17 protein-coding genes are annotated in these 18,820 nt (G+C 65.8%); 9 read left to right on the top strand and 8 right to left on the bottom strand.

Going from position 1 to position 18,820, the window contains the following annotated elements:
* The first annotated feature begins 168 nt into the window (after positions 1 to 168).
* From G4G28_RS02750 to G4G28_RS02735, 4 genes are all read left to right on the top strand, one after another.
* Positions 169 to 2,025 (top strand): filamentous hemagglutinin N-terminal domain-containing protein, encoded by a 1,857-nt coding sequence (locus G4G28_RS02750; RefSeq protein WP_183108005.1) that lies wholly within the window; start codon positions 169 to 171, stop codon positions 2,023 to 2,025.
* A gap of 9 nt (positions 2,026 to 2,034) precedes the next feature.
* Positions 2,035 to 3,684 carry an MBG domain-containing protein gene (locus G4G28_RS02745; protein ID WP_183108004.1) on the top strand — a complete coding sequence of 550 codons (1,650 nt, stop codon included), beginning with the start codon at positions 2,035 to 2,037 and terminating at the stop codon, positions 3,682 to 3,684.
* Entirely contained in the window at positions 3,681 to 4,841 is a 1,161-nt protein-coding gene (locus G4G28_RS02740; RefSeq protein WP_183108003.1) for an MBG-2 domain-containing protein, read from the top strand. The genes G4G28_RS02745 and G4G28_RS02740 overlap by 4 nt, the downstream gene beginning before the upstream one ends.
* A 219-nt stretch (positions 4,842 to 5,060) precedes the next feature.
* Positions 5,061 to 6,512, top strand: a complete 1,452-nt coding sequence (locus tag G4G28_RS02735) for a ShlB/FhaC/HecB family hemolysin secretion/activation protein (protein ID WP_229507864.1) — start codon at positions 5,061 to 5,063, stop codon at positions 6,510 to 6,512.
* A gap of 158 nt (positions 6,513 to 6,670) precedes the next feature.
* Here the strand turns inward: G4G28_RS02735 and G4G28_RS02730 are convergent, their stop codons facing one another.
* Entirely contained in the window at positions 6,671 to 8,659 is a 1,989-nt protein-coding gene (locus G4G28_RS02730; protein ID WP_182990756.1) for a PhoX family phosphatase, read from the bottom strand.
* Between the two features lie 248 nt (positions 8,660 to 8,907).
* Here G4G28_RS02730 and G4G28_RS02725 point away from each other — a divergent pair, with 248 nt between their 5' ends.
* From G4G28_RS02725 to G4G28_RS02715, 3 genes are all read left to right on the top strand, one after another.
* A complete protein-coding gene (locus tag G4G28_RS02725) occupies positions 8,908 to 9,396 on the top strand; it encodes a type VI secretion system tube protein Hcp (protein ID WP_182990755.1) in 489 nt (162 codons plus the stop codon).
* On the top strand, positions 9,396 to 9,815 hold the full coding sequence (locus G4G28_RS02720) for a L,D-transpeptidase (protein WP_182990754.1): 420 nt from the start codon (positions 9,396 to 9,398) through the stop codon (positions 9,813 to 9,815). Before G4G28_RS02725 ends, G4G28_RS02720 begins: the two co-directional genes overlap by 1 nt.
* Positions 9,816 to 9,922: 107 nt before the next feature.
* Positions 9,923 to 10,381 (top strand): hypothetical protein, encoded by a 459-nt coding sequence (locus G4G28_RS02715; RefSeq protein WP_182990753.1) that lies wholly within the window; start codon positions 9,923 to 9,925, stop codon positions 10,379 to 10,381.
* A gap of 182 nt (positions 10,382 to 10,563) precedes the next feature.
* Here the strand turns inward: G4G28_RS02715 and ychF are convergent, their stop codons facing one another.
* The 3 genes from ychF to G4G28_RS02700 form a co-directional block, all read right to left on the bottom strand.
* A complete protein-coding gene (gene ychF, locus G4G28_RS02710) occupies positions 10,564 to 11,655 on the bottom strand; it encodes a redox-regulated ATPase YchF (RefSeq protein ID WP_182990752.1) in 1,092 nt (363 codons plus the stop codon).
* A 165-nt stretch (positions 11,656 to 11,820) separates the two neighbouring features.
* The gene (locus G4G28_RS02705; protein ID WP_183108002.1) at positions 11,821 to 12,918 is read right to left on the bottom strand and encodes a patatin-like phospholipase family protein; all 1,098 of its coding nucleotides are present in this window, start codon (positions 12,916 to 12,918) and stop codon (positions 11,821 to 11,823) included.
* 75 nt (positions 12,919 to 12,993) lie between these two features.
* On the bottom strand, positions 12,994 to 13,524 hold the full coding sequence (locus G4G28_RS02700; protein WP_182990751.1) for a glutaredoxin family protein: 531 nt from the start codon (positions 13,522 to 13,524) through the stop codon (positions 12,994 to 12,996).
* A gap of 881 nt (positions 13,525 to 14,405) precedes the next feature.
* On the opposite strand from G4G28_RS02700, the gene G4G28_RS24870 reads away from it, so the two are divergent.
* The gene (locus tag G4G28_RS24870) at positions 14,406 to 14,633 is read left to right on the top strand and encodes a hypothetical protein (protein WP_210283279.1); all 228 of its coding nucleotides are present in this window, start codon (positions 14,406 to 14,408) and stop codon (positions 14,631 to 14,633) included.
* Complete coding sequence (locus G4G28_RS02685; protein ID WP_183107999.1) at positions 14,612 to 15,406, top strand: vanadium-dependent haloperoxidase; 795 nt, start codon at positions 14,612 to 14,614, stop codon at positions 15,404 to 15,406. Before G4G28_RS24870 ends, G4G28_RS02685 begins: the two co-directional genes overlap by 22 nt.
* Before the next feature lie 73 nt (positions 15,407 to 15,479).
* On the opposite strand, the gene G4G28_RS02680 is transcribed toward G4G28_RS02685, so the two are convergent.
* The 4 genes from G4G28_RS02680 to G4G28_RS02665 form a co-directional block, all read right to left on the bottom strand.
* Entirely contained in the window at positions 15,480 to 15,893 is a 414-nt protein-coding gene (locus G4G28_RS02680) for a hypothetical protein (RefSeq protein ID WP_210283278.1), read from the bottom strand.
* A 63-nt stretch (positions 15,894 to 15,956) separates the two neighbouring features.
* Entirely contained in the window at positions 15,957 to 17,288 is a 1,332-nt protein-coding gene (locus tag G4G28_RS02675) for a GGDEF domain-containing protein (protein WP_182990748.1), read from the bottom strand.
* A gap of 155 nt (positions 17,289 to 17,443) precedes the next feature.
* The gene (pth, locus tag G4G28_RS02670) at positions 17,444 to 18,028 is read right to left on the bottom strand and encodes an aminoacyl-tRNA hydrolase (protein ID WP_182990747.1); all 585 of its coding nucleotides are present in this window, start codon (positions 18,026 to 18,028) and stop codon (positions 17,444 to 17,446) included.
* Between the two features lie 179 nt (positions 18,029 to 18,207).
* On the bottom strand, positions 18,208 to 18,786 hold the full coding sequence (locus G4G28_RS02665) for a 50S ribosomal protein L25/general stress protein Ctc (protein WP_182990746.1): 579 nt from the start codon (positions 18,784 to 18,786) through the stop codon (positions 18,208 to 18,210).
* Positions 18,787 to 18,820 lie beyond the last annotated feature (34 nt).

Raw genomic sequence — 18,820 nt, 5'->3', positions numbered from 1 at the left:
CGGAGCGGCCACAGGCCGGTTTCACCTTTACGAAACGTGCTCGGCAATTCTTGCCGAGTTTTACACATACCGTTGTTGCCGCCCTACAAAATTACCGGATTTATCGACTCTGTAAGACGGTTCCTACACCAAAGTATAGAATCACGGCATCTATAGTTGCCTAAAATCATGAATAATACCTATCGCCTGGTCTGGAACGCCACCCTCGGCCTGTGGCAAGCTGCCCCCGAAACCGCCAGGGGCCGTGGCAAAAGCAAGTCAGCGCGCGCGCTGCGGCCCCGTCACGCCCTGAGCACGATCGCCCTGGCCGCCGCTGCCCTCGTATCGGCCCATGCCGCGCCCCTGCCGACCAACGGAATCATCGTCGCCGGCGAAGGCAGCATCACCCAGTCGGGCGAGGTCATGACGATCGACCAGACGACGAACAAGATGGCGATCGACTGGCAGAGCTTCTCGATCGGCAAGGGCAACACCGTTGTCTTCCGCCAGCCCTCGACCACCTCGGTGGCGCTGAACCGCGTGCTCGGACCGGATGCCTCCAGCATCCAGGGCGCATTGCGTTCGAACGGCCAGGTCTTCCTGCTCAATCCGAACGGCGTGCTGTTCTCGCCGACGGCGCAGGTCAATACCGGCGGCCTGCTGGCCTCGACGCTGGACATGAAGGTCGGCGACTTCCTCGCCGGCCGCTACCAGCTTGAAGGCGACAGTGCCCGGGCCGTGGTCAACCAGGGCGCGCTGCGCGCAAGCGAAGGCGGTTCCATCGCCCTGGTCGCCGCCACCGTCAGCAACGCCGGCAGCATCGACGCCCCTGGCGGCGCCGTGGCCCCGGGCGCGGGATCGCAGGTGCTGGTCGACCTGGGCGGCCCGGTCAAGCTGCAGCTGCAGCGCGCAAGCGTCGACACCCTCGTCGAGAACGGCGGCGCCATCCGCGCCGACGGCGGCACCGTGCTGCTGACCGCACGCGCGGCCTCCGACCTGCACGCGAGCGTGATCAACCGTGGTGGCACCATCCAGGCACAGACCCTGGCCACCGGCGCCAAGGGCGAGATCCTGCTGCTGGGCGACATGGCGAACGGCCAGCTGAACGTCGGCGGCACGCTCGACGCCAGCGCCCCGAATGTCACTAACGTCGGCAATGGCGGCTTCATCGAGACCTCGGCCGCGCACGTGACGACGCAGGATGGCCTGCTTGTGAACGCCGGCGCCGCCGCCAACGGCCGCGGCGGCGAGTGGCTGGTCGACCCTTATGATTACGTGATCAACGCCACGGCGGCGCAGAACATCGGCGCCACCCTCAACACCGGCACCAGCGTCACCATTACCACCCAGTCCGCGAACGCCGCCTACGGCAGCGGCGCCACGAGTGCCGGCAGCGGCGACATCACCGTCAGCAGCGCGATTACCAAATCGGCCGGCGGCGACGCCACGCTGACCCTGCGCGCGGACCGCAACGTGATCGTCAGCGCCGACATCAAGGCCACCAGCGGCAAGCTCGGCGTGACCCTGAGCGCGGGCAACGGCGCCGGCAGCTACGGCGGCGTGCGCGTGGGCGGCAACCTCACCTCGAACGGCGGCGACATCCTGGTGGGCGGCGCACGCGGCGTGGCCAACCGGGGCATCGGCTTCGCCGCCAACCTGAACGACTCGGAAGCGGCGATCGTCGTCGAGCAGGACAAGACCATCCTCTCGGGCGGCGGCCACATCACCATCAACGGCCGCTCGACGGTCGGCTCGAACAACGGCAATTATTCGGGCGTGACCGGCGGCGTGTACGTGAAATCGGGCGCGCAGATCCTCTCCGGCACCGGCGACCTGTACATCACCGGCGACAGCGCCGGCGGCCTCAAGACCTTCGGCATCGCCTTCGAAGCCAATGCCGGCAGCAAGACCGTCGTCGGCAGCGCGACCAACGGCGGCAACATGCTGATGAATGCGGTGAACAGCTCCGGCGGCACCGCAGCCCAGCGCGACGAAGGTGCGATGGGCCTGGTCAACAACGGCAGCACCGACCGCCTGTCCTTCTAAGGCCCGTCGGTGGCGAGCTGGCTGGTGTTCATCAACGGCGTGCCCCAGCTGTCGGGCTACACGCGCGCGCCCCAGCTGAACTGCGCGGCCGGATACCTGAACTGCGGCTACCTCGTCGTGCCCGGTTCGAACAACAGCTACCTGTACGCCGGCTACAACGCGGTCGACATGGCGACCAAGGCGGCCTACGTGATCCAGAGCGGCGCCGGCACCAAGGTCTACGACGGCTCGGACCTCGCCACCAACCTCACCCTGACGCCGCTCGGCGGCCCGGTCGGCTTTACGCCGGCCAGCCTGCAGCCTTACCCGCTGTTCCACACGACCAGCAAGAACGTCGGCACCTATACGCGCCTGGTCCGCGACGCCGCCAATCCGACCCGGCTCGTCTCGGGCAGCGACACCTATGCGGTGGGCTACTTCAACAGCGGCACGTATGCCATCACGCCGCGTACGCTGACCCCGGTCGTCACCAGCAAGGTCTACGACGGCAGCAGCACGGCTGCAGTGAGCGCCCTCGGCGTCATCGGTACGGACAACGTACGCCTGGTCGGCAGCGGCAGCTTCGGCGGCACGAACATTGGCGACTATGCCAACGTCAGCGCCAGCGGCATCACGCTGCAGGGCAGCGACGCCGCCAACTACACGCTGGGCAGCAATTCTGTCGCCGGCATGAGCGCCAGCATCACGCCGCGCCAGCTCACGCTCACGGCACAAAAGACCTATGACGGCAGCGACAACCTGGACGGCCACGTCACCTTCGGCAACCTGGTCGCCGGCGAGGACCTGAACTACAGCGGCGCACTGGCCAACAGCCTGCACGTGGACGGCGCGACGCACGTTTCCGCCATCGTGCTGGCCAACGGCAGCAATGGCTCGGCGTCCAACTACGCGCTGCCGTCGCTGGCCGGTGCTTCGAACGCCAACAGCGCGGCGATCACCCCACGTGTGCTCACCGTGCAGGTGGGCGGCATGACGAGCAAGACCTATGATGGCACCACGGCGGTCCGTCCTGGCTACGTACCGGCCTACTCGACCAGCGGTCTGGCCGCGGCGGACCTCGGCGCCCAGGTTACGGTCGGCGCAACCGGCATGGCCTTCAACAGCCCGAATGCCCCGGACGCCGACCGCGTGATCGTGTCCGGCCTGAGCGTGACCGGTGTCACCGGCGGCGTCGCCAATGCGCGCGACTACGTGCTCGATACCTCCAGCAAGTACATTGCGGCCAACATCAATGCGCGTCCGGTCGGCGTCGCCGTCAACAACGCCACCAAGGTCTATGGCGACGCCGATCCGCAGCTGGGCTACAGCGTCGTCTCCGGCGACCTGCTCGGCAACGACGTCCTGACCGGCCGGATCGTGCGCGCGGCCGGCGAGAACGTCGGCACCTACACGCTCGACGCCTCGAACCTGTCGAATCCGAACTACGCGGTGATGGCGAGCGACGGCGCCCTGACGGTCACGCCGCGCGCCATCACGGTGGCGGCGGACAACAAGACCAAAGCCTACGGCGACGCCGACCCGCAGCTGTCCTATCGCCTGGTGGCGGGTAGCCTGGTGGGCAGCGACAGCCTGGCGGGCAGCCTGACGCGCGCCGCCGGCGAGAACGTCGGCAGCTATGCCATCGATGCCGGCAGCCTCGCCAACGGCAACTACCGGTGACGGTGCAGAACGGCAGCCTGACGATTGCGCCGCGCGCGCTGTCGATCGCACTCGATCCGCAATCGAAGACCTATGGCGACGCCGATCCACAGCTGGCCTACCGCCTCCTCGGCGGCAGCCTGGTGAACGGCGACACGCTGGCCTTGAGCCGCGTGGCCGGCGAAGACGCCGGCAGCTACGCGCTTGCCGCCAGCGCCAGCCCGAACTATGTGCTCACGACGAGCGCCGGCGAGTTGACCATCCTGCCGCGCGCCTTGAACCTGGCCGTCGACGACGCGACCAAGGTGTATGGCGACGCCGACCCGCTGCTGTCCTATCGCCTGGTGTCGGGCCAGCTGGTCGGCAACGACACGCTGGGCGTCAGCCTGCAGCGCAGCGCGGGCGAGAACGCCGGCAGCTACGCGATCGCCGCCAGCAGCCTGGCCAACGGTAACTACGTGCTGACGGTAAACGACGGCACGCTGACGATCGCGCCGCGTCCGCTCACGGTCAGCGCCGACAACGTCGCGAAACAGCTTGGCGCCGCCGACCCGCAACTGAGCTGGCGCCTCACCGGCGGCAGTCTGGTGGGCAACGACAGCCTGGCCGGCGCGCTTTCGCGGGCACCCGGCGAAGCGGCCGGCAGCTATGCCATCGGCCAGGGCACGCTGGCCAATTCGAACTACGCGATCGCCTTCAATGGTGGCGCGCTCGACATCGCCGCGGTACCGGCTCCCGTGGCCGTTCCGCCGGTAGTGGTTCCGCCAGTGGCAGTGGTTCCGCCGGTCGCCGTGGTTCCGCCGGCCGTGGTGCCGCCTGTCGTGGTGCCAGCCGTGCCGGCACCGGCACCAGTCGTCGCCGAACAGCCCGCACCGGCACCGGCACCGGCCGCAGGTCCGGTCGTGGTCCCGTCGATCTACACCAACATGGTGCCCGAACTGGTGCCGCCGACCGTCGGTGCCCTCTCCTACGTCAACGTGGCCGACCGCAGCGCGGGTGGCGAGGCGGCCGGCGACGGCAACGCCAGCAAGGAAGAAACGGGACTGGACCGCGCCGCGTCGCACGCACCGACCTCGGGCCGCGACGTCAAGTTCCTCGACGTGATGGTGGTCGGCGGTGGTATCAACATGGGCGAGGCCGACAAACGGTCCGGCGCCCCGGCCGCACCCGGCAACTGAAGAACAGCATACTGACTGAGCAACCATGAACAAGCTTCCCCCCTCCTGCCGGCTGCCCTGCTGGCCCTGTCGGCCCATCCGGCGCTTGCCCAGCAGCTGCCCGACGCCGGCCGCCTGCTGCAGGAAAACACCAGGTCCGCCCTGCAGCTGCCGCGTACGGCCCCTGGCGTCGCGGTCGAGTCGCCGGCGCAGGCCGCGCAGCGCGGCGGCGTCAAGGTCGTGCTGCGCGCCGTCGTCATCGAAGGCAACAGCGTCATCGCCACGCCGGCGCTGCTGGCCGCCCCGGGCGACGTCGACGGCAAGGAATTCGACTTCGCCGGCCTCGATGCCCTCGCGGCGCGCATCACCGCGCATTACCAGGCAGCCGGCTACCCGTTCGCACGCGCCGTGCTGCCGCAGCAGGACGTCTCGGGCGGCACGCTGCGCATCCGCGTCATCGAAGGCCGCTACGGCAAGATCGCCGCCACCGGCACGCCGCAACTGGTGCAAGGCGCCCAGCCTTTCCTCGACCACTTGACGACCGGTGCGCCGATCGAAAGCGGCCAGCTCGAACGCGTGACCCTGATCCTCGACGACCAGCCGGGCATCAAGACCACGCCGTCGATCCGCCCCGGCCAGGCCTATGGCAGCGGCGACCTGATGGTGGGCGTGGCGCGCGAGCAGCCCTACAGCGGCGAAGTCGCGCTCGACAACCACGGCAACCGCTACACCGGCAAGTACCGGGTTCGCGTCGGCCTGGAGCTGAACAGCCCTTTCACCTTCGGCGACCAGATCGCGGTACAGGGCCTCGTCACCGATGAAAAAATGTGGTTCGGTTCGCTCGCCTACAGCCTGCCGCTGGGCTCCTCGGGCCTGCGCGGACGCGCAGGGGTCACCCACTCCTACTACACGCTGGCGGGCGACTTCAGCGCCCTCGACGCCACCGGCACCGCCGACATCGCCAGCGCGGGACTGAGCTACCCGATTGTGCGCTCGCAGCGGCGCAACCTGTCGCTCTCCGGCCAGGTTGAGCACAAGCGGCTGAACGACCGCCAGGGCGCGCTCGACACGCAAGCGGATAAATCGAGCAAGCTTGCCAGCATGGCGCTGAACTTCGACGCCAGGGACGAATTCATCCGCACCGGCATCACCTTCGGCGCCCTGCGCTGGAGCCTGGGCGACCTGAAGCTGGACGACTCGCTGGCCGCGGGCGACCGCATCAGCGCCCATAGCGCCGGCGCTTTCCGCAAGGTCAACCTCGACCTGGCGCGCATCCAGGCGCTGAGCGAACACATCGACCTGTATGGCCGCCTGTCGCGCCAGTGGGCATCAAAAAACCTCGATTCGTCGGAAAAATTCGGCCTCGGCGGCGCCCAGGGCGTGCGCGCCTACCCGAGCGGCGAAGGCTTTGGCGATGCCGGCAGCATCATGCAGGTGGAACTACGCTACACGGCGCAGGACTTCGCGCCTTTCGTATTCCACGACGCCGGCAAGGTCACCGTCAACCGCAAGCCGTGGACCGGCGACAGCAACAAGCGCAGCCTCTCGGGCAGCGGCATCGGCCTGCGCTACCACCACGGCCAGTGGTATGCCAACCTGGTCGCCGCCTGGCGCGGCCGTGGCGGGGTGGCGCAGTCGGATGCAGAAGCCAAGTCGCCGATGGTGCTGGTGGATGTGCAGTACCGGTTTTAAAGCGACGGCGCCTTGTTGGCGCCCGTTTTTTGTGCGCCGCGGGCGTGCCGGCCTTGAAAAGCGTGGAGTCAGGACTCCACCCTACGGTCATCTCGTTTCGTAGGGTGGAGTCCCGACTCCACGCGTTCCCCCCCAATGTCCACGCGGCGCGCGCGTCATCACCCCTTCGCCACCTTCATCTGGCTCAACTCCGCCGTCAGATACCCCACCGCCGCCCCGAACTTGTCCTTGTAGTTCGCCCGCACCAATGGATCGAGCGTGCCCTTCACCACGTTGTGGATCCCACCCCAATCCCCCGCGTGCTGGAAGTTACTCATGATGTAGGTCCAGCCATTGAGTTCGTCGACCGCATGCAGCCCGGTCGACTCGCCACCCGCCGGAATCGACATCACGCGCGCCAGCTGCTTCGTGTCGACGTTATAGGCCCACAGGAAGTTGTTGACGTGCTCGCCGCTGTCCTCGCCGATGAACAGGGTGCGCATCTTTTCCGAGAACTTCAAATTGTCCGGATTGCCGATGCGCTCCGGATTGGCCGTGTTACCCAAGGCGTCGGCGGCGATGTCTTCGCCCGTCAGCAAGGCCTTCAGGTCGACCGGCATCCACTCGCTGTCGATCGCTGCGCCATTCGTATCCTTCTGGCCGCCCTTCAGGTTCAGCGCCATCACCGCGCCGGCATTGAGCGCCTTCGGAATCGCCACGCCATTGCCCGGCACGTTCAGCGCGTGGCCCGCCACCATCGCACTCTGGCAGTTCTGCAGCGCCGAGTAGGCGATCTTGTCCCTGGCGTTGACGGTGGTGCCCTCCATCTTGGTAAATCCCATCGACGCGCCCACCAGGGCGGCGTAGAGGTGGGTCTCGAGGAAAGCCGCCGCCTTCTCCATGCCCGGCACCAGCTTGATCCATTCGATGGCGCCGTTCGCCGTCACCTTCGTGAACGACGCGTCCTGCGGATCAAGCGTGCGCACGTCCATGATCTGCTGCGGCTTGATGCTGACGGCCAGCGCGCGGATCTCGTTGCTGGTGGCTGAACCGAGCTTGATCCAGGTGAGCGGCGCGGCGGCACCCTGCGGGTCGAGCGAGAAGCCGGCGCCGACCTTCGCCACGTACAGGGTGCCCGAGGACAGGTCCCTGGCCTTGTCGGCAACGAAGACGAAGTAGCCGCTGTTGGTGGCGTCGTCGCCCATCAGCACGGTGCGTTCGTCCGGCATCACCTGCACCAGCTCGTGCGAGATGCGGCCCAGGCAGAAGTGCTTCTTGATGGACGCCGTGCCGTCCGGCTTGACCGTCACTTCCGGCAGGTGGCCGTAGTTGTAGGGATTGGCCTGGGTTTCGCTGCCGTATAGATTCTTGCTGAAGGCCCTGAACTGGGCGTCGCTTGCGGCAGTAAAGGCGTTCGGCTCGTACTCTTCGCTCGACAGGTGGGTTCCCCAGGGCGACAGGCTGGCGCCGCAGGTGATCCACAGGCCCTCGACGCTCGAGGTATCGACGTTGTGGTACTTCACCAGGGTGAGCTTGCCGGTGGCCCCGTCCTGGTCGAGCGTGAGCACGCCGATCGGCGACGGCAGGCGGCCATACATGCCCGTCTTGCCGTCCTGGGCGAAGGTCGTGTACTCGAACTGGACGACTGCGAACACGGGCTTGCCCTTCACGCCGGGCACGCTGGCGTTCGGTACGCTCAAGAGGGACGTGCCATCCGGCGCATCCGAGAAGAACTGGCGCTCCTTGCCCGGCACGGTGGTGTCGATGATGGGCTGGTTGCGGATGTCATAGTAGCCGCCGGCCAGCACGTTGCCGCCGCTGCCGTTGGGGACCATGTCGCCGGTGATGAAGAAGGGTTGATAGGCCAGCTTGAAGTCCAACTTGCTGGAATCGCTGAAGTTCACCGTCATGGTCGAGCCGACGGTGTTGGTCGCCATCGCGGCCGGGTTGGCCAGGGTCGGCGCCGGCATCGAGGCGAAGGAGACGGAGCCGAGGGTGACGACAGGTGCCGGCAGGGTCGCCACGGGCGTGTCCTTGTCGTCGTTGCCACCGCAAGCGCTCAGCAGCGAAGCGCCGGCGACGCCCGCCAGCGGCAGCATCGGCGTGGCACCCAGCATGCGCAGCAGGCGGCGGCGGGACAGTTCGGGGGTGGCGGGGTTGGAACTCATGCGTCTTCTCTCCAGGTCGTACGGCGGGTGCCGCGTTCATGGAGGCGCAGAATAGTGGAGGCGTGTGTCAGCTTGATGACAGGACGGCATCGTGCTTCGGCGTATAAACATTCATCAGTACAACAATGGCGTCGATGCCGACGGTGCACTACCCATCACGTTGCTCCCGCCCTTCCCTCCTTTTGATGCCCGACAGGTTTCAATAAACACAACACAGCCAGAATGCCTCACCACATAACGGAGGCATCATGGCAGTAGACTACTACCTGCAGCTGGACGGCATCAAAGGCGAATCGACCGACAGCAAACACCAGGGTTGGATCGAGTGCACGATGGTGCACTGGGAAATCAAACAACCCAGAAGCGCGACCGCATCCACTGGCGGCGGGCACACCGCGGAGCGGGCTGAACTCACCGAAATCAGCATCAGCAAACTGATCGACATCGCCTCGCCGATCCTTGCGCAAACCTGCGCATGCGGCAAGACGATTCCAAAGGCAAAGCTCGAGATGCTGCGCGCTGACGGTAACGGTGAGCCGATCAAATATTTCGAAGTCGAGCTCGAGAATGTACTGATCGGCCACCTGGCGCCCAGTTTCGGCGGCGACTTCCCGGCCGAGACCCTGGGTCTCAAGTTCTCCAAGGTACGGTGGAAGTACACCCAGCAGAAGATCGCAGGCGGTAGCACCGGCAACACGACCGGCGGCTGGGACCTGGCGACGAACAGGATCGCGTGATGCGCGCGACCGGCTCCTCCCCCATGCCTGGGGCGCCGAAGTCGCGCAAGCTCATCAAGGTCGACCTGAGGGCGCAGCTGGTGGATGCTTACGATGGAAGCGAACGCGTCCACCGCTTCGCATGCGTCAGCGGCGACAAGGATCACGCGACCGATCGCGGCAAGTTCAAGGTCCAGCGCAAGCACCCGATCTACCGCAGCCGTGCCTACAATGTGCAAATGAACTACGCCATGTTTTTCACCGCCGACGGCAAGGCTTTGCACCAGTACCATGGCGCAGTGCCACTGAGCGTCGTGCGTACGTTCCGCAGCAAGGTCAGCGAATGGTTCGGATCGCACGGCTGCGTGCGCTTGTCGGAAACGGATGCGCGGATTCTGTTCGAGTGGACACCGCTCGGCACCACCGTGGAGGTATTCTAATGCGGCCGCGACCTGTTACTCGCTTACTGCTCTTTGGCGCCGGACTGTTTGTGACAGGGCTGGCCACGGGTATTGCGATCACCAGTTGGGCGTCGTCACCTTCACACGTGGCGATCGGTGAAGGCGCCACGCTGGTGAGTTTTTTGCCGGACGCGGTGATGTCCCTGAGCTATGCAACGCCGAACGGCATGACCACGGCGCAGCGCTCCGCAGCGAGCGCGCCCTATCACATCCTTTCTACCTTTACAGATGGCCGGCCGGCCCAGCGCTGCAGTGCATCCGAGGACATGGCGAGGCGTCTCGGCAAGCTGGCAACGCTGACGGCGCGGCGCGGCCTCTCGCGCGAGCAGCGCGAAGCCGCGTTTCCCGATCAGCTGGGCGTCATCGACGTCCGCGACACGGTCATCGCCGAGCCGGCCGGGCCGGTGCTGGTGTTCGCGAACAAGGACCGGACCGCGCTTGCCGTCGTTGTTGATGGCGGCGCCGCCGAGGTGACGCTGCAGGCGGCGGAACTGGAATGGATGGAGAAGGCTTGCTTGGGATTTCCCTCGACAGCACAAAGATAGATATGTGATGGGGTCTGGCGGCATGAGGGGCTGCCATGGCGACATGCCCCCACCTGATCAGCACCACCAATAAATTGATCAATGCCCGCAGCCGGCCGATCATGCATGCAACAACGCCCCGGCTCCAGAGGAGTGCGGGGCGTTTATTGTTCAGCGGGATCCGTCAGGTTCTGGCTTGATGCTTAGACGTTGAACAGGAAGTTCAACACATCCCCATCCTTGACAATATATTCCTTGCCCTCGGCCCGCATCTTGCCCGCTTCCTTGGCGCCCGCTTCACCCTTGTAGGCGATGTAGTCGTCATAGGAAATCGTCTGCGCGCGGATGAAGCCGCGTTCGAAGTCGGTGTGGATCACGCCGGCCGCCTGCGGGGCGGTGGCGCCGACTTTCACGGTCCAGGCGCGTACTTCCTTCACGCCGGCGGTGAAATAAGTCTGCAGGCCGAGCAGTTTATAGGCGGCGCGGATCAGGCGGTCCAGGCCCGGCTCTTCCATGCCCATGTCGCCCAGGAAAGCGGCCTTGTCGGCGTCGTCGAGGTCGGCGATTTCCGATTCGATCGCGGCGGAAATGGCCACGATCGGCGCGTTCTGCTTCTTCGCGAATTCGCTCAACTGGTCCAGCAGCGGGTTGTTGGTGAAGCCGGTGTCGGAGACATTGGCCACGTACATGGCCGGCTTGGCCGTGATCAGGTGCAGTTCGCGGATCAGGGCCATTTCGTCGGCATCCAGGCCCATCGTGCGCACTGGCTGGCCTTCGTTCAGGTGCGGCAGCATGCGCTCGCAGATGGCGACCAGTTTCGCCGCATCCTTGTCGCCCGAGCGCGCCTTCTTGTTTTCACGGTGGATCGCCTTTTCGACGGCGCCCAGGTCGGCCAGCGCCAGCTCGGTCTGGATGACTTCGATGTCGTCGATCGGGCTGACTTTACCGGCGACGTGGATCACGTTGTCGTCCTCGAAGCAGCGCACCACGTTGACGATGGCGTCGGTTTCGCGGATGTGCGACAGGAACTGGTTGCCCAGGCCCTCGCCTTTCGACGCGCCCGCCACCAGGCCGGCGATGTCGACGAATTCCACGATGGCCGGCACGATGCGCTCGGGCTTGACGATGTCGGCCAGCGCCTGCATGCGCGGGTCCGGCACCTCGACCACGCCAACGTTCGGCTCGATGGTGCAGAACGGGTAGTTCTCAGCCGGGATGCCGGCCTTGGTCAGCGCATTGAACAGGGTGGACTTGCCGACGTTGGGCAGGCCGACGATGCCGCATTGGAGACTCATGGAAATTCTTTCTTTCGGATAGGGATGGAGCGCGAGCTTGCACGACAGCGCGCAACTCGGAAACCCCACATTGTAACCGGGGATGGCCTCGCATGCCGCAAAAACAGGCGGGGCAGCGACCGCGTCCGCCACAGTCTGCGCCGTGCCGCGCGCTGCCCGGCAAGCTCAGATCGCGCGCAGGCGGCTTGGGTCGGGATTGGCGACGAAGTCGGCGAACTCGTCGCGCAGGCGCTGCCCTTCGCGCATGGCCGTGGTCCAGGCACGTACTCTGGCATCGTGGTCGAGTCCATAGCGATTGAAGTCGCTGCGGTCTGGCAGCTTGCCGTTCGGCAGGGTTTTCAGGAACGCGGGCGAAGGTGAAACGATCAGCACGTTATCGAGCCAGGCACGGTTCGGCCCACGGGCAGCGCGGCGCCAGGGCATCGCCTTGTCGAGCCAGCCAGGCACGATGTGCTCGTTGAAATGCGGGTAGAGGACGACGGCGCCCGGCTCGTTCTGCTCCAGCCGCGCATAGGGCAAGGCCAGATGGTAGTCGATGATGCCGCCATCCCAGTAGTGGCCATCGGGCGCACCGGGAATTCCCCTTACCGGCGGCATGATCAGCGGCAGTGTGCCGGAAGCAAGCAGGCTCGAGGCCAGGTTGTTTCCGGTGAGCGGCGCGAAATGGGTAGTGAAGGCGTCGAATTGGTCGCGTAGCCAGTTCGCCGGGGCGCGGCAGTCGGCAATGACCACGCGCTCGAGCAGGCCGGCCAGGCGTGCACGCGAAGCAAAGTTGGTGAGCGCGGCGGCAGCGAAACCGCGCATTTCGGCGCGGCGGTGCGCGGGCGCGCTGAGCGCTCCCTTGCCGCGCACGGCCAGCAGGTGCAGGCGGTGCTGCGGGTGCGCCACGATGTCGTCCTCGTGACCGCGGACGAATTCGTGCAGGAAGCCGCGCACCACCTCGTCGATCTGCTGGGGGCTGGGCTTGGTGTTGGTGTAGCGCTGGCCGGCATACAGTTCGCCCAGGCGGGCAAATGCGCGTACCGGATCGCGCTGGCAGGCGGCGGCCATGCGCCAGGCGCCGATCGAGGAACCGATCAGGATGCGCTCGCGCGGCGCGCCAGGCAGCCAGTCGCCGAACACGAACTGGTCGAGCGCCCGGAAGATCAGGCCCTTGGGGCCGCCGGCGGCGGCGGGGATGACGGCAACGTCCGATGCACGCAAGCCATGCGCGCGGATCTGGGCCAGCGCACGGGGGCCGGCGTGGAAATGAAGTGCACTCATGGGCTGGATTATCGCAGGACGAGCGGGGTCTTGCCGACGTGGCCCCTTTGCATGCGGGTCAACAGGCCTGCCGGGTTAATTGTCCAGCAAGCGCAGGAATTCATCGGAATCGAAACCGTTCTTCATTTCCTGGTTGCGCACAAGCAGATAGGGAGTCCCGGTCGCGCCACGGCGCATGAATTCGTCCTGGCAACTGCGGTCGACAGTCATATTGCATTCCTTGAAGGGAAAGCCATATTGGTTCAGCCACGCCTTGGCCTGATGGCAATAGACGCACGTGGTGGTGGTGTACATCACGACATCGCCTGGCCGCACGGTCGCCGCCATGGCGCGCGGATCGAGGGCCACGAACTCTTCCGTTTCCTCGCTGCGCAGCTTGTTCCAGTGCTGATAGGAAGCCCATCCCGCGCAGGCCAGCACGCCAAGCAGCAGCAGCTTGCCCCAGGGGATATCCCAGGCCTGGGCAGGCGGCGGCGCCGCCGTACTCACGACTGCCTGCGCTTGCCCGACTTTGGCATAGCAGACACCGCAGACCGGACACTGCCACTCGGGATTGGTCGCGTTGGGCGGGCGCACATGGGCGCATTTGGGGCAGATGGTGGGCATGGGTGGAGTCGGCAGCGCACGCCGCCTTCGGTCTGGGAATATACAAAAAACAAGTATAGGTTTCCGCCAAATTTCCTGTCAACAAGTATCCCGCTACCTCAAGTGTTGCCAGCGCCCCATGGCAGGCGCGCCGACGGTTCCCTGTACTAATGGGCAAGCGGAAAGATTCTCGTCAGCACATTAATGCTGAGCAGAATTCGTGCTGGGCGAAGTCAAGCCGGATCGCTGTTCCGCTTGTCTTGCAGCTCGTCCGTTCCTAAGCTCGACTTCACGACCGGGGACCGCACTGTCTGCCAGAGCGCCCCGCCATTTCGACTCGGGTACCATTTCCGACAGGAGAGTCACCATGAAGTCGCGCGCTGCGCTGTTGTACTCGCTGTTGTGCTGTTCCCTGTTCACCTCCTTCGCCCCCCCTGCGTCGGCTTGCAGCCCCCCATCGGCGGCGGGCCTGTCTACCGCACCCAGCCGGGCACGCGCGAGTTGCCGCCACGCTACGCGCCCCCTGCCGGGCCGAACGCCACGGCGCGCCTAGCCTATTGGAACGAGGTGGCACTGCGGGCCGTCGCCGTCGACCATACGCCAGCCGTGGTGGGTAGCGTCGAGCGCGAAGCCGAGCAGTTGGGGCCGACACGCACGTCCCGGGCGATGGCGATCGTCCACCTTGCCGTGTACGACGCACTCAATGCCATCGCCCGGCGCTACCCCGGCTACAGCGGGCAGTTGGACGCGCTTCCCGACAGTTCGCAGGATGCCGCCATCGCCCAGGCGACGCACGACACCCGGTTGCGCTCTATCCGCGCCAGAAGGAGCGCTTCGACACCTGGCTGCGCGCCGACCTGGCGCGCCTGCCGGGCGGGCGCGCCAGATTCAACGGCGCCGACGTGGGCCGGCGCGCCGCGGCGGCAATCCCGGCGCTGCGCGCCAATGACGGCAACTACGAGCACGAGCCAGTGGTCGGCGAGGACTACCCGGTGAGCAACGCGCCTGGCAGCTGGCGCCCGGATCCGGTCAGCCGCAGCCCCATCGCGCTCGGCGCCTGGTGGCCGCGCGTGCGCCCCTTTGTCCTGCAGTCGGGCGACCAGTTCCGGTGCCGCCACCACCGGCGCTGACGAGCGAAGCCTATACCCGTGCCTTCTACGAAGTGAAGCAGCTGGGCGGCGATGGCGTGGCTACGCCGACCAAACGTACCCGCGACCAGACCGTTGCCGGCATCTACTGGGCCTACGACAGCACCGGCTGGATCGGCACGCCGGCGCGCCTGTTCAACCAGATCACCACCCAGCTGGCCCTGCGGCGCAGCAGCGACGCGCTGGAACTGGCGCGCACCCTGGCACTGGTGAACGTGGCCATGGCCGACGCGACGATCGCCGTGTGGAACGCGAAGTACGACTACGATTTCTGGCGCCCGGTGACGGCGATCCGCGAAGCAGGCCCCGGTACGGGCCCTACCGGAACTGGCGACGGCAATCCGCGCACCCATGCCGCCCCCGCCTGGACACCGCTGGGCGCACCCGCCAGCAACCTGACCGGCCCGAATTTCACGCCACCCTTCCCGTCCTACGTCTCGGGTCACGCCGGCTTTTGCGGCTCGACCTTCCACATGCTGCGCAAGCTCTACGGCGACAAGCTGCGCTTCAGCTTTGTTTCGGACGAGTTCAACGGCATCACGCGCGACAACCAGGGCCGGGTGCGGCCACGCCTGCCGCGTAGCTATGGATCGCTGACCCAGGCCGAAGAAGAAGCCGGCCAGAGCCGGATCTACCTGGGCGTGCACTGGCAGTTCGACAAGACAGCAGGTTGGGACCTCAGCCACCAGGTGGCCGAGGCCATCCTGGCGCGCGGGCTGGTGCAGCCGGATGCGGCGCCGCCGACCCAGCCTTGATGAAGCGATGTAGATGCCGGCAGCGCACCGGGCTGGAACCACTCCCCGTTGCGCTGCCGGGCCCGGGTGCAAATCAGTGTGCCTGCCGGCCTGCTTGTTCCATGCGGGCGCGCCGCCACATCGCCCAGAATACACAGGCGGAGAGTGCGCCGGCCGGCACCATCCCCGACAGATCGTCCGGATTGAGGGGGTTTGGAAGGCGCAGAATCGCCGCAACCACCACAGGCACGACCAGGCCGGCGAGGAAGATCGTGAAAAAATTCACGAGCCGATAACGGCTTAGCAAGAAGTACGCGGGTACGGCGACTCCCAGGCTCGATATCGCCGCAAAGATGTAGAGGATGGGAATGAGGCCCAGTGAGAGCCGCCAGTTGGTTCGTCCCTGGACAATGTCCGCCAAGGCCAGGGCCAGGACGGCGACCAGCGGCGCAGTAGCGAATGCCACGAGGAGCCGTGGTCGCGGAATGTGGATGTCGTCGCGTGCCACCGCTTCTTCTTGCCTGGTCACGTCAGCACTTCGTGCACATCGCCCACGGCGTCGTCCCAGGGGTCAGGCCGTACGGGCCGCATGGCCGCCCGGCACCGTGCAGATGCGGTTACGTCCGCCCTGCTTCGCTTCGTACAGCATCGCGTCGGCGCGCAGGAACAGTTCGTTCTCGCTCTTGTATTCCGGGTAGGCGGCAAGGCCGCCACTGAACGAGAAGTGGCGCACCTCGCCCGGCTTGACCTCGAAGGCGATCGCGCCGAAGCTCTGGCGCATCGCGTCGAGGCGGCGCCAGCCTTCGTCCAGGGTGCGGCCCCAGAACACGACGACGAATTCCTCGCCGCCGAAGCGGCTGAGCAGGTCGCCGTCCTCGAGCTGGGCGGCCAGCGTCAGTGCCAGGCGCTTGATGACGATATCGCCGAAATGGTGGCCCCAGGTGTCGTTGATGGTCTTGAACTTGTCGATGTCGACCACGCCGAAGGCGAGCGGCTGCCCTTCCTGTCCTGCCTGGCGAATCAGTTCCTGGGCTTTCCGTTGCAGGCCGACCTTGTTCAGGAGGCCCGTGGCGCGGTCCTTGCCGATCAGGTCCTTGTTGACGCGGATCTTGTTGGCGCGGTTGACCAGCTGGGCGGCGACCAGGTCGGCGTCGCCCAGCATGACGATGGCGTCGAAGCCGCTGGCCAGGGCGCGCCGGGTCAGGCCCGGGTCGAGCTGGCGCTGCAACAGGATGATTTCGCGCACCGGATCGGCTTCCATGTTCTTCTTGAGCACGCGCACCAGCGCCTCGGTGCGTTCGTAGTCGGCGTCGGTGATGAGCACCAGGTCAGGCTGCTGCTCCTTCACGCACAGGTGCAGGGTCTGCGGATCGGGATGGTGCTTGAGCTCGAGGCGCTGCTCGAGCAGGGCGGCGGCGTCCAGGTGGGCCGGCACGTTCAGGCCGACAACACGGATCAGGTCGCCGCGCTTTCGCTGGACGAACAGGTTGAACAGCTTGTCGACGAGGACGTCGTTGGCGATCGGCTTTTCCGCATAGGCCAGGCAATTGCTGTCGACCAGGCGCTGCTGCAGCAGGAAGCGGCCGCCCTGGCGCGCGCTTTGCAGGTAGACATAGCTTTTTTCGTTCGGCAAGCGCTGCAGCAGTTCGCCCAGCATCAGCGTCTTGCGGCTGTCCTGCATGTCGGCCTGCATGTTGTGCAGGGCGTCGAGGTCGATGACGTACAGGCTGTTGCCGTGGTCGCCCTCGACGGCGGCGACGAAGTCGCGCAGTTCGCTGAAGAACAGGATGTCGAAGTCGTACTTGTGCGCATGCAGCAGCAGTTGCGCCCGGTTGTCCTTGATGAAGAAGTTCTGCGACAACAGCATTACGTGATTCCGGTACAGCGGCGCATCGCTCATCATGTCGGTTCAGCTTTCAAAATCGTCGGAATATCTGTCTTTCTTTGCAACCATACAGAAGAATGGGGGCGACGGGAACAGGCGACAAGCCTTTTTTCGCCGCCGCGGCAAGGTCGTCCGCGCGCCCGTTGCCGTGGGGCGGCACTGGCCTGCCGCCGTCAAGCCGTGTGGAGCTGCATTGTTGCCGTGTCGAGCTTGCCGTCCACCGCCAGCGGAACGATGCGCAGTGCCTTGTCGATCGATTCCTCGATCAGGCTTTGCTCTTCGCGGCGCGGGCGGTGCAGCACGAAGTCGGCCACTCCCTGCTGCAGGTTCAGGCTGCGCGGGTGGCCGATGCCGATGCGCAGTCGCCAGTATTCCTGGGTACCGAGCGCAGCGGTAATGTCCTTCAGGCCATTGTGCCCGCCCGAGGAACCGCCCTTCTTCAGCTTGGCCACGCCCGGCATCAGGTCGAGTTCGTCGTGCACGACCAGCACCTCGTCGGGATTGATTTTATAGAAACGCGCCAGCGCGCCGACCGATTGGCCGGAGCGGTTCATGTAGGTCAGCGGCTCGAGCAGCCAGACCTCCTTGCCGCCAATGGACGTCTTCGCCATCAGCGCATTGAAGCGCGATTCGCGCTGCAGACGGCAGCCCGGCAGGCTGTTGGCAAGATTGTCGACCAGCCAGAAGCCGGCATTGTGGCGGGTTTGTTCGTATTCGGGGCCCGGATTGCCGAGGCCGACGATGAGGCGGATGGACATAGCGGTCGCGTCAGGAAAAAAGGGATTATCGCTTAAGAACGTCCAACAAAACCAGCCTGCCGGGCTGCAGTGCGGGCGCTGCGGTTTTGTTGGGCGCTCTCAAAGAAAAAGCCCGCCGGCTTGCGCACGGCGGGCTTGCTTTCGCTCGCGCCGCTCACGCGGCAGGCGAAGATGACTGCTTACGCTTCGGTGGTGGCGGCGCCACGTGGGATCGACGAGGTGACGACGGTCAGGTTCTGGCCGTGGGTCATCGGGGTCACGCCTTCCGGCAGCTTCAGGTCGTTGACGTGGATCGAGGCACCGGCTTCCAGGTTGCCCAGGTCGACTTCGATGAACTCTGGCAGCTGGCCTGGCAGGCAGGACACTTCCAGCTCGTTCATCACGTGCGAGATGACAGCACCGCTCAGCTTGACGGCTGGCGAGGTCTCGGCGTTGACGAAGTGCAGGGTGACCTTGGTGTGCATCTTCTGCGATGCATCGACGCGCTGGAAGTCAGCGTGCAGGACCAGTTGCTTGTATGCGTGCATCTGGAAGTCGCGCAGGACGACTTGCTGGGTCTGGCCTTCGATTTCCATGTCCAGCACGGAACCGTGGAAAGCTTCTTTCTTGAGCGCGTGGTACAACGCGTTGCCGTCCAGGGCGATCAGCTGCGGAGCTGCGGCGCCACCGTAGATGATGCCAGGGGTCTGGCCAGCGTTGCGCAGGCGGCGGCTCGCTCCGGTGCCCTGCAGGTTGCGATTGAATGCGACTACTTTCATGTGAAACTCCAAGAGTTGTGGGCTCGAATGCCAG

Origin of the sequence: Massilia sp. Dwa41.01b (assembly GCF_014171775.1) — a bacterium.
Classification (GTDB): Bacteria; Pseudomonadota; Gammaproteobacteria; order Burkholderiales; family Burkholderiaceae_D; genus Telluria.
This window is presented reverse-complemented; position numbering and strand designations above follow the sequence as displayed.

Bases quoted from the DNA above. Each gene is read 5' to 3' on its own strand.
- G4G28_RS02750 (WP_183108005.1), top strand. From the start codon at position 169: ATGAATAATACCTATCGCCTGGTCTGGAACGCCACCCTCGGCCTGTGG.
- G4G28_RS02730 (WP_182990756.1), bottom strand. From the start codon at position 8,659: ATGAGTTCCAACCCCGCCACCCCCGAACTGTCCCGCCGCCGCCTGCTG.
- G4G28_RS02725 (WP_182990755.1), top strand. From the start codon at position 8,908: ATGGCAGTAGACTACTACCTGCAGCTGGACGGCATCAAAGGCGAATCG.
- G4G28_RS02720 (WP_182990754.1), top strand. From the start codon at position 9,396: ATGCGCGCGACCGGCTCCTCCCCCATGCCTGGGGCGCCGAAGTCGCGC.
- ychF (WP_182990752.1), bottom strand. From the start codon at position 11,655: ATGAGTCTCCAATGCGGCATCGTCGGCCTGCCCAACGTCGGCAAGTCC.
- G4G28_RS02705 (WP_183108002.1), bottom strand. From the start codon at position 12,918: ATGAGTGCACTTCATTTCCACGCCGGCCCCCGTGCGCTGGCCCAGATC.
- G4G28_RS02700 (WP_182990751.1), bottom strand. From the start codon at position 13,524: ATGCCCACCATCTGCCCCAAATGCGCCCATGTGCGCCCGCCCAACGCG.
- G4G28_RS02675 (WP_182990748.1), bottom strand. From the start codon at position 17,288: ATGATGAGCGATGCGCCGCTGTACCGGAATCACGTAATGCTGTTGTCG.
- pth (WP_182990747.1), bottom strand. From the start codon at position 18,028: ATGTCCATCCGCCTCATCGTCGGCCTCGGCAATCCGGGCCCCGAATAC.
- G4G28_RS02665 (WP_182990746.1), bottom strand. From the start codon at position 18,786: ATGAAAGTAGTCGCATTCAATCGCAACCTGCAGGGCACCGGAGCGAGC.